Origin of the sequence: Stutzerimonas urumqiensis, from assembly GCF_003640395.1 — a bacterium.
Classification (GTDB): domain Bacteria; phylum Pseudomonadota; class Gammaproteobacteria; order Pseudomonadales; family Pseudomonadaceae; genus Stutzerimonas; species Stutzerimonas urumqiensis.
Genome location: NZ_RBZQ01000011.1, coordinates 87739 through 101576, shown reverse-complemented (window position 1 = coordinate 101576; position 13838 = coordinate 87739). Strand labels below are relative to the sequence as shown.

The 13838-nt window shown below is 66.9% G+C and carries 14 protein-coding genes and 2 pseudogenes; 2 read left to right on the top strand and 14 right to left on the bottom strand.

The genetic code is table 11. From position 1 onward, the window contains the following. Positions 1 to 347 precede the first annotated feature (347 nt). The 5 genes from D7325_RS18370 to D7325_RS18350 all read right to left on the bottom strand — a co-directional run bounded on the left by D7325_RS18370 (position 348) and on the right by D7325_RS18350 (position 4323). Positions 348 to 983 (bottom strand): SCO family protein, encoded by a 636-nt coding sequence (locus D7325_RS18370; RefSeq protein ID WP_120997904.1) that lies wholly within the window; start codon positions 981 to 983, stop codon positions 348 to 350. Positions 984 to 996: 13 nt separating this feature from the next. Beyond that, positions 997 to 1896 (bottom strand): heme o synthase, encoded by a 900-nt coding sequence (gene cyoE, locus D7325_RS18365; RefSeq protein ID WP_120997903.1) that lies wholly within the window; start codon positions 1894 to 1896, stop codon positions 997 to 999. A 16-nt stretch (positions 1897 to 1912) separates the two neighbouring features. After that, positions 1913 to 2983, bottom strand: a complete 1071-nt coding sequence (locus tag D7325_RS18360; RefSeq protein WP_120997902.1) for a COX15/CtaA family protein — start codon at positions 2981 to 2983, stop codon at positions 1913 to 1915. A gap of 64 nt (positions 2984 to 3047) precedes the next feature. Then, entirely contained in the window at positions 3048 to 3620 is a 573-nt protein-coding gene (locus D7325_RS18355) for a hypothetical protein (RefSeq protein ID WP_120997901.1), read from the bottom strand. Beyond that, complete coding sequence (locus D7325_RS18350; RefSeq protein WP_120997900.1) at positions 3586 to 4323, bottom strand: SURF1 family protein; 738 nt, start codon at positions 4321 to 4323, stop codon at positions 3586 to 3588. The genes D7325_RS18355 and D7325_RS18350 overlap by 35 nt, the downstream gene beginning before the upstream one ends. A 72-nt stretch (positions 4324 to 4395) precedes the next feature. Here D7325_RS18350 and D7325_RS18345 point away from each other — a divergent pair, with 72 nt between their 5' ends. After that, a complete protein-coding gene (locus D7325_RS18345; protein WP_120997899.1) occupies positions 4396 to 4599 on the top strand; it encodes a twin transmembrane helix small protein in 204 nt (67 codons plus the stop codon). A gap of 79 nt (positions 4600 to 4678) precedes the next feature. On the opposite strand, the gene D7325_RS18340 is transcribed toward D7325_RS18345, so the two are convergent. The 9 genes and pseudogenes from D7325_RS18340 to D7325_RS18300 form a co-directional block, all read right to left on the bottom strand. Beyond that, positions 4679 to 5566, bottom strand: a complete 888-nt coding sequence (locus tag D7325_RS18340) for a cytochrome c oxidase subunit 3 (protein WP_120997898.1) — start codon at positions 5564 to 5566, stop codon at positions 4679 to 4681. Between the two features lie 10 nt (positions 5567 to 5576). After that, positions 5577 to 6125 carry a cytochrome c oxidase assembly protein gene (locus D7325_RS18335; protein WP_120997897.1) on the bottom strand — a complete coding sequence of 183 codons (549 nt, stop codon included), beginning with the start codon at positions 6123 to 6125 and terminating at the stop codon, positions 5577 to 5579. Between the two features lie 127 nt (positions 6126 to 6252). Then, on the bottom strand, positions 6253 to 7890 hold the full coding sequence (gene ctaD, locus D7325_RS18330; RefSeq protein ID WP_120997896.1) for a cytochrome c oxidase subunit I: 1638 nt from the start codon (positions 7888 to 7890) through the stop codon (positions 6253 to 6255). Positions 7891 to 7902: 12 nt separating this feature from the next. Then, positions 7903 to 9036, bottom strand: a complete 1134-nt coding sequence (gene coxB, locus D7325_RS18325) for a cytochrome c oxidase subunit II (RefSeq protein ID WP_120997895.1) — start codon at positions 9034 to 9036, stop codon at positions 7903 to 7905. A gap of 293 nt (positions 9037 to 9329) precedes the next feature. Next, positions 9330 to 9632: a hypothetical protein gene (locus D7325_RS18320; RefSeq protein WP_120997894.1), complete on the bottom strand. Its 303-nt coding sequence runs from the start codon at positions 9630 to 9632 to the stop codon at positions 9330 to 9332. Positions 9633 to 9735: 103 nt separating this feature from the next. Continuing rightward, positions 9736 to 10314 (bottom strand): annotated as a pseudogene (locus D7325_RS18315) (SulP family inorganic anion transporter); the annotation flags it as partial. 47 nt (positions 10315 to 10361) lie between these two features. Further along, positions 10362 to 10409 (bottom strand): annotated as a pseudogene (locus D7325_RS19445) (hypothetical protein); the annotation flags it as partial. A gap of 172 nt (positions 10410 to 10581) precedes the next feature. Further along, positions 10582 to 11310, bottom strand: a complete 729-nt coding sequence (locus D7325_RS18305; protein WP_120997891.1) for a carbonic anhydrase — start codon at positions 11308 to 11310, stop codon at positions 10582 to 10584. 165 nt (positions 11311 to 11475) lie between these two features. Then, positions 11476 to 12540, bottom strand: coding sequence for a PA0069 family radical SAM protein (locus D7325_RS18300; protein ID WP_120997890.1), 1065 nt, complete (start codon positions 12538 to 12540; stop codon positions 11476 to 11478). Positions 12541 to 12761: 221 nt separating this feature from the next. On the opposite strand from D7325_RS18300, the gene D7325_RS18295 reads away from it, so the two are divergent. Further along, on the top strand, positions 12762 to 13832 hold the full coding sequence (locus tag D7325_RS18295) for an acyltransferase family protein (RefSeq protein ID WP_120997889.1): 1071 nt from the start codon (positions 12762 to 12764) through the stop codon (positions 13830 to 13832). Positions 13833 to 13838 lie beyond the last annotated feature (6 nt).

Here is a 13838-nt window from a genome sequence, read left to right as displayed (position 1 = left end):
GCGCTACCTGACGAACTACTACAACCATCAGCGACCACACAGTTACAACGGATACAGAACGCCAGCGCAAGCCGAATCGCTGGCCGGATAAACCTAAACCAGTGTCCAGATTTTGTTGACCACTACAGTGCGGTACGCGGCGGTACGGCGGTGCGGCGGTGCGGCGGTGCGGCGATGCGGCGATGCGGCGCCCGGGCGCATGGGCACGTGGGGCGACGGTGGCTTTTCGTAGGAGCCCGCTTGCGGGCGATGGGGTTCGGTGCTGAGCCAAACCGCCCAGCGGGCGATGGGGTTCGCTGCTGGGCAAGCGCCTTCCAGCACTTGCGGTAGGCAGCGAATGCCGTGACTCAGCCCTCGCTGCCTATCAGGGCAGGCAGCTGCTCGGCGAGCTTCTCGTTGTTCAGCGGGGCGCGGATGAAGCCGCGCTGGCGGCCGTCCGGGCCGATGATGACGAGGTTGCCGCTGTGGTCGACGGTGTAGTTTTCCTGCGAGGTGTCGGCCGGAATGAAGGGGATGCCGACCGAGTTGGCGAGCGTCTGGATGGCGTCCAGCTCACCGGTCAGCCCGACAAATTCCGGCCCGAAGAAGCCGAGGTAGCGCTTGAGCTGCTCGGGCGTGTCGCGGTTCGGGTCGACCGACACCAGCACCGGTTGCAGCGCGTCGCGCGCTTGCTCCGGGAGCATGCCGCGCAGTTGGCGCAGCTCGGCCAGGGTCGCCGGGCAGATGTCCGGGCAGAAGGTGTAGCCGAAGAACAGCAGGCGCCAGCGGCCATCGAGTTCGTCCATCGCAACGGGTTGGCCGTCCTGGTCGACCAGCGTGACGTCCGGCACCTCGCGCGGCTGCGGCAGCAGGACGATGCCGGCATCCAGCAGCTCGGCCTGGTTCGGGCCGCGGTCGACCATCAGCACCTTGTACACCGTCAGCCCGATCACCAGCGCCACCAGCGCGGCCAGTATCAGGACGGTCTTCTGAACCTTGCTCATTGCAGCTCGCCTGTCAGAGATCGAACGGCAGATAGTGATCGACCAGCAGCGCGATGAACAGCAGGAACAGATACCAGATGCTGTACTTGAAGGTCTTGATCGCCGCATGTGGGCGGCTGTCGCGGTACAGCGCGAGCGACCAGTAGAGGAAGCGTGCGCCCAGCACCGCCGCGGCAGCGAGGTACAGCAAGCCGCTCATGTGGATGGCGAAGGGCATGAAGCTCACCGCCAGCAGCATCAGTGTGTAGAGGACGATGTGCACCTTGGTGTAATGCTCGCCGTGGGTGACCGGCAGCATGGGGATGTCCGCCTTGGCGTACTCGGCTTTGCGGTGGATGGCCAGCGCCCAGAAGTGCGGCGGCGTCCAGGCGAAGATGATCAGCACCAGCAGCAGCGGCTCGGCGGTGACGTGGCCAGTGACCGCGACCCAGCCGAGCAGCGGCGGTGCGGCGCCGGCGAGCCCGCCGATGACGATGTTCTGCGGCGTCGCGCGTTTGAGAAAGCCGGTGTAGATCACCGCGTAACCGATCAGCGAGGCCAGCGTCAGCCAGGCCGCCAGCGCGTTGGTGAAGGTCAGCATCAGCGCCATGCCGGCGATGCCCAGCACCAGCGCGAAGAGCAGCGCCGACACCGGCGCGACCCGCCCGACCGCCAGCGGCCGCTTGTGGGTGCGCGCCATGATCGCGTCGATGCGGCGGTCCACCACATGGTTGACCGCCGCCGCCGCGCCGGCGCAGAGCGCGATCCCGAGGTTGCCGAACACCAGCACCGTCCAGGGCACGCCGGCGCGGGTGGCGAGAAACATGCCGACCAGTGAGGTGATGAGCATCAGCACCACCACCCGCGGCTTGGTCAGTTCGAGGTAGTCGCGCCAGCCGGCCTGGGCCTGATGTTCGCGCAGCAGCGTGGTCATGGGCGTTACTCCTTGGTCATACCTGGGGTGCGCCCGGCGACACGGCGGTGCCGAGCCCCGTTCGCGCCGGGAGGGACGGTTGCGGCGCCGGCCGCGCGGACGTCGCCGTTCGCAGGCGGTAGTTGATCAGTACCAGGGTCAGCAGAAGCGCCGCGCCGCCCCCGTTGTGGGCCACCGCGACGGCCAGCGGCAGGTGCAGCAGGACGTTCGCCACGCCGAGGCTGAGCTGAATGCCCAGCGCCAGCAGCAGCCAGCGCGCCAGCGCGCCGCGCCCGTCGCGTTGCAGGCGCCAGGCGAGCAGCAGCAGCACGCCGGTAACCGTCAGCGCGCCGAGGCGATGGGTGACATGGATCGCGGTACGCGCCTCGCCGTCGAGCTGGCCGCCGAGGTAGTTGGGGCCGATGTGCTGGGTGAGGTTGAAGCCGCTGGCGAAGTCCATCTCCGGCCACCAGCGGCCGTGGCAGGTCGGCAGATCCAGGCAGGCGACGGCCGCGTAGTTGCTGCTGACCCAGCCGCCGAGCGCGATCTGCCCGATGACGATCAGCAGCGCGAGGCCGGCCAGCATCCGCAGGCGCCTCGGCGCCGGAATGGCGGGGCAGGGCGCATCGGCACGAGCCAGACGCAGCGTCAGCAGGAACAGCAGCGCGAGCGTGGTGAAACCGCCCAGCAGGTGCGCGGTGACGACCTGCGGCCAGAGTTGCAGCGTGACCGTCCACATGCCGAACGCGGCTTGGGCGATGACCACGGCGAGCAACAGCAGCGGCAGCTTCAACGGTTGGCCGGGGGTATGACGCCGGCGCACGGCCTGTACCGCCAATGCGAGGATGACCAGCCCGAGGGTGCCGGCGAAGTAGCGGTGCACCATCTCGTTCCAACCCTTGTGGACTTCCAGCGGCGCATCGGGGAAGCGCAGGGCCGCGAGGTTCTGCTTGTGCTCGCTCATCGGCACGCCGAGAAAGCCGTAGCAGCCCGGCCAGTCCGGACAGCCGAGGCCCGCGTGGGTCAGCCGGGTGTAGGCGCCGAGCAGCACGACCACGACCGCCAGCGCGGTGGCGATCAGCGCGAGGCGGTATCCGGGTCTGGCCATGCGCGTCTCCTTGCAATCGTTGGGAGTTAGGTGCCGATGAGCCGGCGCCGTTCCGCTTTTTTTCTCAGCCGATACGGGAAATCTTCAGCAAATGCTTGAGGTCCTCGAGGACGCCCTTGCCCGGCGTGCCGGCCGGATAGCGCAGCACCGGGTTGCCGTGCGGGTCGACGATCCACAGGTGCGGCGCGTCCGGCGTGCCGCTCTGGCGGTGGCGTTCGGCATCGAGCGGCTGCTGCAACAGCTGCGGGTATTCGCGTTGCAGCGTGCTGGCGTAGTCTCCGTCCACTGGCGCGGCGACGGCCAGCGCATGGACCACGCGATCGGCCTCGCGCCCCAGCCCGATGTTCACCTGCCGGGCGAGGTAGACCAGCCGCTGGCAGGCGTCGGCGCAGGCGTGCGGCGCGGTGACCAGCAGTTGCCAGCGATCGCTCGGCCGGTCCACGCCGAGGGCTTGCAGGCCGGTTTCGCCCGCCACCAGGGTGCCGTGATAGCTGCGCGCCTCGGGCACCCAGAAATCGAAGCGGTACATGAGCGTGGCGAGCACCATCGGGCCGACCACGACGGCGACGAGCAGCAGCAATTGCAGCCGCCCGCGGCGGCGCTCAGGTGGGGCGATGGTCGGGTTCATGGCGGTCATGTGATTTCCCCCTTGCCTGGTGCATCCCGAAGTAGACGAACAGCCCGAGCAGCGCGACGGCCAGCGCGAACCACTGCACGGCGTAGCCGACATGCTGCGCCGGGCTCATCGAGGTCACGGGCCAGTCGACGCGGTAGGCCGCCGGCCCCGGCGCCAGGCGTAGCTCATAGGCCGCGCCGTCGCGCCCGAGCAGTGCCCAGATGTCGGTGGTGTCGACGTAGTTGATCAGCTTCGGCCAGCCGTCGAGCATGCGCCGGGCCAGCACGAACGGCGCCTTGTTCGGCGCGTAGACCCAGGCGGCGAGCTTGAGCGGCTGCTCGGGCGTGTCGAAGCGCGGCGGCACGCGACGATCCGGCCAGGGAATCCAGCCGCGGTTGACCAGCACCCAGCGGCCACTCGGCCGGTCGTGAAAGGGCTGCAGCAGTTCGACGCCGACGCGCCCGTCGCGGGTGCGGCTGTCGAGCAGGAAGCTGTGCGCGGGATCGAAGGTGCCGTACAGGTTCACCCGCGCGTAGGCCGGGTCCTCGAGCGTAGCCAGCGCTGCGGGGTCGATGGCGTCGGCCTGCTGGCGCGCTTCCTGGCGGGCGAGGAGTTCGCGCTTCTGCTCGCCCCGCTCGAGCTGCCAGAACCCCAGCCACAGCAGCAACGGCACCAGCGCGAGCACCAGCAGCGTGGGCAGCATGCCCGGCTTGAAGCCGTTCACGGCCGGCCCCGAGGCGCCCGAACGCGCGGTCTATACTCCATTGGCCCCCCACCTTGCTGCTCGGAGTCGCTCATGCTCAAGGCGACGATTGTGTTGTTGTTAGTGGCCGTGATGGTCAGTCTGTTCAGTGGCCTGGTGTTCCTCGTTCGCGACGACAGCAGCCGGCGCCGTGTGCTGGCCGCGCTGACCGTGCGTGTCTCGCTGACCGCCGTGCTTGTCCTGCTGATCGGCTGGGGCTTCTACAGCGGCGAACTCAAACCCTCCTTCGCCTTCTGACAGGGCACCGCTGCGCGCCGCCTTGCGTGCCCGCGCGGCGCGGTGCGCGGCCTCCATGCGCCGTGTGCTGGTCCGGCGCCTAAAGCACATAGACGAACACGAACAGGCCGATCCAGACCACGTCGACGAAGTGCCAGTACCAGCTCGCCCCCTCGAAGCCGAAATGGTGCTCGGCGTTGAAATGCCCGCGCAGGATGCGCACCAGCATCACCGTCAGCATGATCACGCCCATCGTCACGTGCGCGCCGTGGAACCCGGTGAGCATGAAGAAGGTGGCGCCGTAGATGCCCGAGCCCAGCGTCAGGCCCAGCTCGGTGTAGGCGTGGATGTATTCCTCGGCTTGCAGCACGAGGAAGATCGCACCCAGCACCAGGGTGATCGCCAGGCCGATCTTGGTCTGCTTGCGGTTGTTCTTCTTCAGGCCGTGGTGCGCCCAGGTGAGCGTGAAGCTCGAGGTCACCAGCAGGATGGTGTTGATCAGCGGCAGGCCCCAGGCGCCGATCACGCCCTCGGGCGCCGGATACAGCTTCGGGTCGGGGTTGTTCAGCAGCGGCCAGCTGTATTCGAAGTCCGGCCAGAGCATGGCGCTGACACCCTTGGCGCCGTCGCCGTCGAGCCAGGGGCCGACCCAGAAGCGGATGTAGAACAGCGCACCGAAGAAGGCCGAGAAGAACATCACCTCCGAGAAGATGAACCAGCTCATGCCCCAGCGGAACGAGCGGTCCATCTGCGGGCTGTAGAGCCCGGCGCGGCTTTCCTTCACCACCGCGCCGAACCAGCCGAACATCATGTAGGCGATCAGCAGCGCGCCGATGAAGAAGATCAGCGGCCCGTTGGACTCGGCCCGGTCGGCCTTCAGGTCGTTGAACCAGCTGCCCAGCCCGTAGACGGTGATCAGCAGCGCCAGCGTCGCGATGATGGGCCACTTGCTTTGCGCGGGAACGTAGTACGTCTGGTGCGTTGACATGGGCAACTCCTTAGCCGCCGTTGTGGGCGAGGGCGGGCTGGCGGGACGTGATGTCGAACAGCGTGTAGGCGAGGGTCAGGTGGTGCACGTCGTCGGGCAGGTCGCGGTCGACGATGAAGCGCACCGGCATTTCGATGCGCTCGCCCGGTTGCAGCACCTGCTGGGTGAAGCAGAAACACTCGGTCTTGTGGAAATAGGCGGCGGCCTTGGATGGCGACACGCTGGGGACGGCCTGCGCGGCCATCGGCTTGTCGCTCGGGTTGTAGGCGACGAAGCGGACCTCGGTACTGGCACCGGGGTGCACCTCGATCTGGTCGGCCAGCGGTTCGAAGGTCCAGACCATCCCGGCGGCGTTGGTGGCCAGGAATTGCACGCGCACCTGGCGCGCCTCGTCGACCGTCTGCGTGCCCTCGTAGGCGCCCGCCGTCTTGCCGTTGATGCCGAAGGCCTGGCACATCACGTCGTAGATGGGCACCAGCGCGAAGCCGAAGGCGAACATCGCCGCGACCACCAGCACCAGGCGCAGCACCAGCTTGCGCAGCGGCAACTCGGCGTTCATGGACGGCCGCTCCTCATTCCAGCCCCTAGGGTGGGCTTCAGCCCACCGGCGGAGCGGCGAAGGCATTCCGGTGGGCTGAAGCCCACCCTACGCAACCGCAGGACAGCGGCGAGGCCGTTCGCCGGTATCACGGCGTGAGCTCCCCGCCGGTGCCCTTGCGGTGTTCGTGCACGTCGTTCATGTCCGGCGGCACCTGGAAGGTGTGGTACGGGGCCGGCGACGGCACGCTCCATTCCAGCCCTTCGGCACCGTCCCAGGGCTTGGCCGCAGCCGGCTCGCCGCCACGGATGCACTTGATGACGATGAACAGGAACAGGAGCTGCGTGGCGCCGAACATGAAGGCGCCAATCGACGACACCATGTTGAAGTCGGCGAATTGCAGGTTGTAATCCGGGATGCGCCGCGGCATGCCGGCCAGCCCGACGAAGTGCATCGGGAAGAACGCCAGGTTCATGCCGATGAATGAAAGCCAGAAATGCAGCTTGGCCAAGGTCTCGTCGTACATGTGGCCGGTCCACTTCGGCAGCCAGTAGTAGGCCGAGGCGAAGATGCCGAAGATCGCCCCCGGCACCAGCACGTAATGGAAATGCGCCACCACGAAGTAGGTGTCGTGGTACTGGAAGTCCGCCGGGGCGATCGCCAGCATCAGGCCCGAGAAGCCGCCGATGCTGAACAGGATCACGAAGGCCACGGCGAACAGCATCGGCGCCTCGAAGGTCAGCGACCCGCGCCACATGGTCGAGACCCAGTTGAACACCTTCACCCCGGTGGGCACGGCGATCAGCATGGTCGCGTACATGAAGAACAGTTCGCCCACCAGTGGAATGCCGACCACGAACATGTGGTGCGCCCAGACGATGAACGACAGGAAGGCGATGGCGCCGGTGGCGTAGACCATCGAGGTGTAGCCGAACAGCGGCTTGCGGCTGAACGCCGGGATGATCGAGCTGACGGCGCCGAACGCCGGCAGGATCATGATGTACACCTCGGGGTGGCCGAAGAACCAGAACACGTGCTGGAACAGCACCGGGTCGCCGCCGCCGGCCGCGCTGAAGAAGCTGGTGCCGAAGTGGATGTCCATCAGCATCATGGTCACCACGCCCGCCAGCACCGGCATCACCGCGATCAGCAGGAAGGCGGTGATCAGCCAGGTCCAGACGAACAGCGGCATCTTCATCAGCGTCATGCCCGGCGCGCGCAGGTTGAGCACTGTGGCGACCACGTTGATCGCGCCCATGATCGAGCTGATGCCCATCAGGTGGATGGCGAAGATGAAGAAGGTGACCGATTCCGGCGCGTAGGTGGTCGACAGCGGCGCGTAGAAGGTCCAGCCGAAGTTCGGCCCGCCACCCTCCATGAACAGCGTGCTGACCAGCAGGCCGAAGGCCGCCGGCAGCAGCCAGAAACTGAAGTTGTTCATCCGTGGCAGGGCCATGTCCGGCGCGCCGATCATCAGCGGGATCATCCAGTTGGCCAGCCCGACGAAGGCCGGCATCACCGCGCCGAAGACCATCACAAGCCCGTGCATGGTGGTCATCTGGTTGAAGAATTCCGGCTGCACGATCTGCAAGCCCGGCTGGAACAGCTCGGCGCGGATCACCATGGCGAAGGAGCCGCCGAGCAGGAAGGCGCAGAAGCTGAACCACAGGTACATCGAGCCGATGTCCTTGTGGTTGGTGGTCAGCAGCCAGCGCGAGAGTCCCTTGGCCGGGCCGTGGTGATGGTCATGCCCGGCATGTCCGTGGTCATCGATCACTGCACTCATCGCCGCGTCCTCTTATTGGGTGGCTTCTTCGGCCTGTTTGAAGGTGAGCACGTTCTGCGGCGTAACCATGTCGCCGAGCTTGTTGTTCCAGGCGTTGCGCTCGTAGGTCACGACGGCGGCGATGTCGACTTCCGACAGCTGTGGACCGAAGGCCGGCATCGCCGTGCCGGGCTTGCCATTGACGACGATGGCGATATGCCCCTCGAGCGGCCCGGTCGCCACGGCCGAACCGTCGAGCGCCGGGAACATCGGCGGCAGGCCCTGACCGTTGGCCTGGTGACAGGAGGCGCAGTTGGTCTGGTAGACCTGCTCGCCGCGCGCGACCAGCTCCTCGAGCGTCCACTCCTTGCTGGTCAGCTCGGCGAGCTTGGCGGCCTCGGCCTTGCGCTCGGCCATCCAGGCGGCGTAGTCCTCCGGCGACTTGACCTCGACCACGACCGGCATGAAGCCGTGGTCCTTGCCGCACAGCTCGGTGCACTGGCCGCGGTAGAGGCCGGGTTCCTCGACGCGGGTCCAGGCTTCGTTGATGAAGCCGGGGATGGCGTCCTTCTTCACGCCCAGCGAGGGCACCCACCAGGAGTGGATCACATCCGCCGCTGTGACCAAAAAGCGCACCTTGGCACCGGCCGGGATCACCAGCGGCTTGTCGACTTCGAGCAGGTAATGCTCGTCCTTCGGCGCCTCGTTGTTGATCTGCTCGCGCGGCGTGGTGAGGTTGCTGAAGAACTCGACATCCTCGCCCAGGTACTTGTAGTGCCATTTCCACTGGTAGCCGGTGATCTGGATGTCGACGTCCGACTCCTCGGCGTCGTAGATGTGGATGAGGGTGCGCGTGGCCGGCACCGCCATCGCGATGAGGATCAGCAGCGGGATGACCGTCCAGAGCACCTCGACGCGCGTGTTCTCGTGGAAGTGCGCCGGCTGCTGCCCGGTGGAACGGCGGTGCATGTACATCGACCAGATCATCACGCCGAACACCAGCAAGCCGATGACGACGCAGATCCAGAAGATGGTCATGTGAAGGTCGAATATCGACTGGCTGACGTCCGTCACGCCGGGCGTCATGTTCACTTCCCAGTCGGCGCGCGCCGCCGCGAACGGCAAGCACAATCCGAGGCCCATCCAGACACTTGGATGTCGCGACATTGCGGGTCCCCTTGTGGTTCTTGTTATCCCGCCGACTGGGTCGAGTCGTGCCGCGTGGCGCGGGCGGCCGGCGATGCCGGTCGCGACGGGCCGATTCCCTCGGTCCTGCCGCCGCTCGTCTGGTTCACGATCCGATGATCGAGGCCGGCCGCCCCCCGAAATGCCGGACGCCGGTCTCTACTGCACGCACAGTCGGACTCGATCAGGTACGCCTTACGCACTGGAGTATAGACAGCGTTCGGCACCTGGCAATTTGTCGCAGGCCGCTTCGTCGCCTCGCTGCAAGGTACGCGTTAGAGCGGCCGGGCGTCGCGCTCAGGCGAACCGGTGGTCGGCGGGCGCGGTGTTTCGCTTGGCGCGCCATCAGCGTGGTCGTTCTTGCGCAGGCCGCGGATGTTCATGGCGGCCAGGCACACCTGCAGGGTGATCAGCGCCCAGGCGCCGGCATACCAGCCCCAGATCACCCACAACAGGTTGCTCAAGAGGAAGCACCAGAAGCCGAACATGCGCCGCCCCGGGCGCAACGAGCCGATCAGCCAGGCCGCGACGACGGTCACCACCATCGCCGGCCACTGCAGCAGGTCGATCCAATCCATGTTTGTCTCCGAACCGTTCGAGAAACGGCCCGCTCGAGGCGGGCCGCGTTCGGTTCTGACAACGCCGGCGGGCGATCGCGCCGCTCCGTCGGGCGGACCGGGTTCAGCCTGCGCTGCGCGCGGTGCCGAGCCCGGCTCGTTGCCAGCCGCGACCTTCCAGCCGGCGTTGCAGCGCTCGGGGTGGAATGGTCAGGCTACCGCCGGCCAGCGTCGCCGAGCGGCCCCAGTCTTCGAGCAGCTCGAGGCAGGCATGATCGATGTAGGTCAGGCGATCGAGCGGCACGCGCAGATGGGTATCCGGAGCGATCCGCGCCAGCGTGCGGGCCAGCCGGGGGACCTGCAGGAAGGTCGCCGTGCCGGCCAGCCGCAGCTCCGCTTCACGCTCGCCGTGGAACCGCACGCTGATCTTCAGCCGCGAGGCGCCCCAGGCGAGCTTGACCAGCGTCAGCGCAAAGCCGGTCAGCACACCGGTGAGCAGGTCGGTGGCGACGATCATCAGGGTGGTGATCAGGTAGATCGCCACCGGCATCCGCCCGTAACGGCGCAGCCCGCGCAGGGCCTTCAGGTCGACCAGCTTGCAGCCGGTGAACACCAGCACCCCGGCGAGGCTGGCGATCGGGATGCTTTGCAGCACGCCCGGCAACAGCAGCACGAAGCCCAGCAGCCAGGCGCCATGTGCAACGGCGAGCCGGCCAGCCAGCCGACCACCAGGCCGCCAATGATCCCGGTGATCAGGCCCTTGGCCGGTGGCAGGCCGGAGGCGATGGCGATGCCCATGCACAGCGGCAGGGCGACGAGAAAGACGACCACCGAGGCCAGGGCGTCGCGAGGCAATGAAGCGTTCATGCGAGGTCTCCACGTTTTTCGGGGCGAGCGCGGCCTTCAGCGCGGTTTGCGCCGTCCCGGTATCTACGAGCGGGCGCGGCGACTCAGCGCGCCGCGGTGGCGGTCAGCGTGGGCTGTAGCGCGGCTTGGGCGTGGCCATCGGCAGCGGCGCGTCCTGCGAAATCGGGCGGAAGCCGCCGGTGTCCGCGTCATAGGCGCGGATCTCGCAGGTTTCGATGTCGTAGACCCAGCCGTGGATGAACAGCTGGCCGCTGGCCAGGCGTGCGGCGACGGAGGGGTGGGTGCGCAGGTGATCGAGCTGGGCGACGACGTTTTCTTCGGTCAGCACGCCGAGGGTGTCATGGGCCGCACCGCAGGGGCAGTTCTCGGCGACCACTTTCTTCGCCACTTCCGCGTGGGTCAGCCAGGCCTTGACGGTGGGCATGCGCTCCAGCGTCTCGGGATTCATCACCGCCTTCATCGCGCCGCAGTCGGAATGGCCGCAGATGATGATGTGCTGCACGCCGAGGGCCATCACCGCGAACTCGATGGCGGTGGAGACGCCACCGTTCATCTGGCCGTAGGGCGGCACCACGTTGCCCACGTTGCGGGTGACGAACAGATCGCCCGGCGAACTCTGGGTGATCAGCTCGGGAACGATGCGCGAATCGGCGCAGGTGATGAACATCGCACGCGGGTTCTGCGCATTGGCCAGGCGTTTGAACAGCGCTTCCTGGGTCGGGAAGATGTCCTGACGAAACCGCAGGAAGCCATCGACGATGTGCCGCAGGGCGGTGTCGGCGGATTCCTGGGTGTTTTCGTCAGGACCGGGCAGGGGGCCAGTGTTGGACATCGGTGTTCCTCCATCGAAGTGAGCCAGCCGACGATGCAGGGCCGTCGGCGCAGTTGTGACCCTGTGGTCACGCCGAGTTCAACCTAGTGGGCGGACATTAACCTAAGCTTACAAATGGCTCTAGGACGCGGCTTGGCGCCATCCCATGGCCAGCCCGCCTGGCCACTACAGCAGGGCCATCTGTTGGCCTGGCGGGGCGAAGCGGGAACAGTCCAGCCCGAAATGTTCTTCACGACGGTTGAAGCCCAGTCGTTTGCACGCCAGCTTGAAGCGCTGTGCCAGCAGGTCGGCGAACAACCCCTCGCCGCGCATGCGGCTGCCGAAGGTGCTGTCGTAGGCCTTGCCGCCGCGCGACTGGCGCACCAGGCTCATCACGTGCTCGGCACGCTGCGGGAAATGCTCGGCCAGCCAGCCCTCGAACAGCGGCGCCACTTCATGCGGCAATCGCAACAGCACGTAGCCGGCCGAGCGCGCGCCGGCGTCCCGCCCGGCTTGGAGCAGCGACTCGAGCTCCATGTCGTTGATCATCGGGATCATCGGCGCGCACATCACGCTCACCGGCACGCCGGACTCATGCAGCGTCTTCAGCGTGCGCAGGCGCGCCGAGGGGGAGGCGGCGCGCGGTTCCATGATGCGCTTGAGTTCGTCGTCCAGCGTGGTCAGCGACAGCGAGACGCTGACCAGCCGTTGCTCGGCCAGCGGCACCAGCAGATCGAGATCGCGCAGCACCAGCGAGCTCTTGGTGATGATGTGTACCGGGTGCCGGAAGCGCAGCAGGATGTCCAGCGCCTGGCGGGTGAGGCGCTGCTCGCGCTCGAGCGGCTGGTAGGCATCGGTGTTCACGCCCAGGGCCAGCGGTTGCGGCACATAGCCCGGTTTGGACAGCTCCTGCTCCAGGCGCTCGGCCAGGTTGGTCTTGGCGATCAGCCGCGTCTCGAAATCGATGCCCGGTGACAGGTCCCAATAGGCGTGACTCGGCCGGGCGAAGCAATAGATGCAGCCGTGCTCGCAGCCGCGGTAAGGGTTCACCGAACGGTCGAAGCCGACGTCCGGCGACTGGTTGCGGGTGAGCACCGTCTTGGCCTGTTCGAGGCGAACCTCGGTGGCGCGGGTCGGCGGCACGTCCTGTTCCCAGCCATCGTCATAGGCTTCGCTGCAGGTGGGCGCGAAGCGGTTGTGGGGGTTGGCGGCAGTCCCGCGACCGCGCGGCGTGGGGTTCTGGATGGGCATGGGCAAGGCTCGAATACTGTTCATGCGTACAGTGGTCCGATCGTCTGCGAATGACCAGCGAGCCGGATGGATGGCGGCCAGCCGGGGAATTTTTGCTCCCGATGCAGGACAAAGGGCGTACCGGAAACCAGCCGGGCCACCAGGGAACGGCCGCCGCCGCCCCGCTCGTTCGCCGCTAGGGAACACCTGCGCGAGCGACGCCACCTGCCAAGGGAGTGACAATGCACGCCACCGGATCCTTCCATACCCGCGAGAACAACTTCGACTTCCTCCGCTTCTTCGCCGCCGCACTGGTGCTCTTCGCGCATTGCTACCCGCTGGTCGGGCGCAAGATGGACGAGCCGCTGACGGTGCTCACCGGCTACGAGAAGGGTGGTGGTATCGCGGTGGGTATCTTCTTCGTGATCAGCGGCTACCTGATCACCGCCTCGTACCTGAACAGCCGCTCGCCGGGCAGCTTCCTGCTCAAGCGGGCGCTGCGCATCTTCCCCGCGCTGATCGTCGCGGTGCTGCTGTCGACCTTCGTTCTCGGGCCGCTGGTCACGACCCGGTCGCTGGACGGCTATCTCTCATCGCCCCTGACCTGGGACTATCTGAAGAACATCGCGCTGATCACCACCTACGAGCTGCCCGGCGTGTTCAGCCACAACGTCTACCCGGATGTGGTCAACGGCTCGCTGTGGACGCTGCCGCTGGAAGTGTTGATGTACATGGGCGTGATGGCGCTGGGGCTGGTGGGCTTTCTGCGGCGGGGGCTGATCTTCCTGCCGATCGTGGGGCTGGCGGTCGGGCACTTCTGGGCGCTCGATCGGTTCGGCATCGAATCCTTCTTCATCGAGCACATCTTCAAGCTGGGGCTCCTGTACTACTCGGGTGCGGCGCTTTACCTCTACCGCGACGCCATCCCGTGGCGCGGGTGGATCGCCGCGCTCCTGTTCGCCTCGCTGCTGATGACCTTTCAGACGTTCCTGGGCTCGGTGCTGTACTGCATCGCGCTGCCGTACCTGGTGATCTACCTGGCGTACGCGCCGCTGCCCTGGGTGTCCAGGTTCGGCAAGCACGGGGATTTTTCCTACGGGCTGTACATCTACGCCTTCCCGTTCCAGCAGCTGACGATGTACCTGCTGGGGCCGGATACCGGCATCGCCACGCTGGCGCTGGTGAGCTTCGTGCCGACGCTGATCCTGGCGGTGGCGTCGTGGCACCTGATCGAAGCGCCGGCGATGAAGCTCAAGCGGCTGTTCGCGGCGCCGGCGCAACCCGGGCGGGCGGCGCCAAGCTCCGAAGGCTGAGGCCTG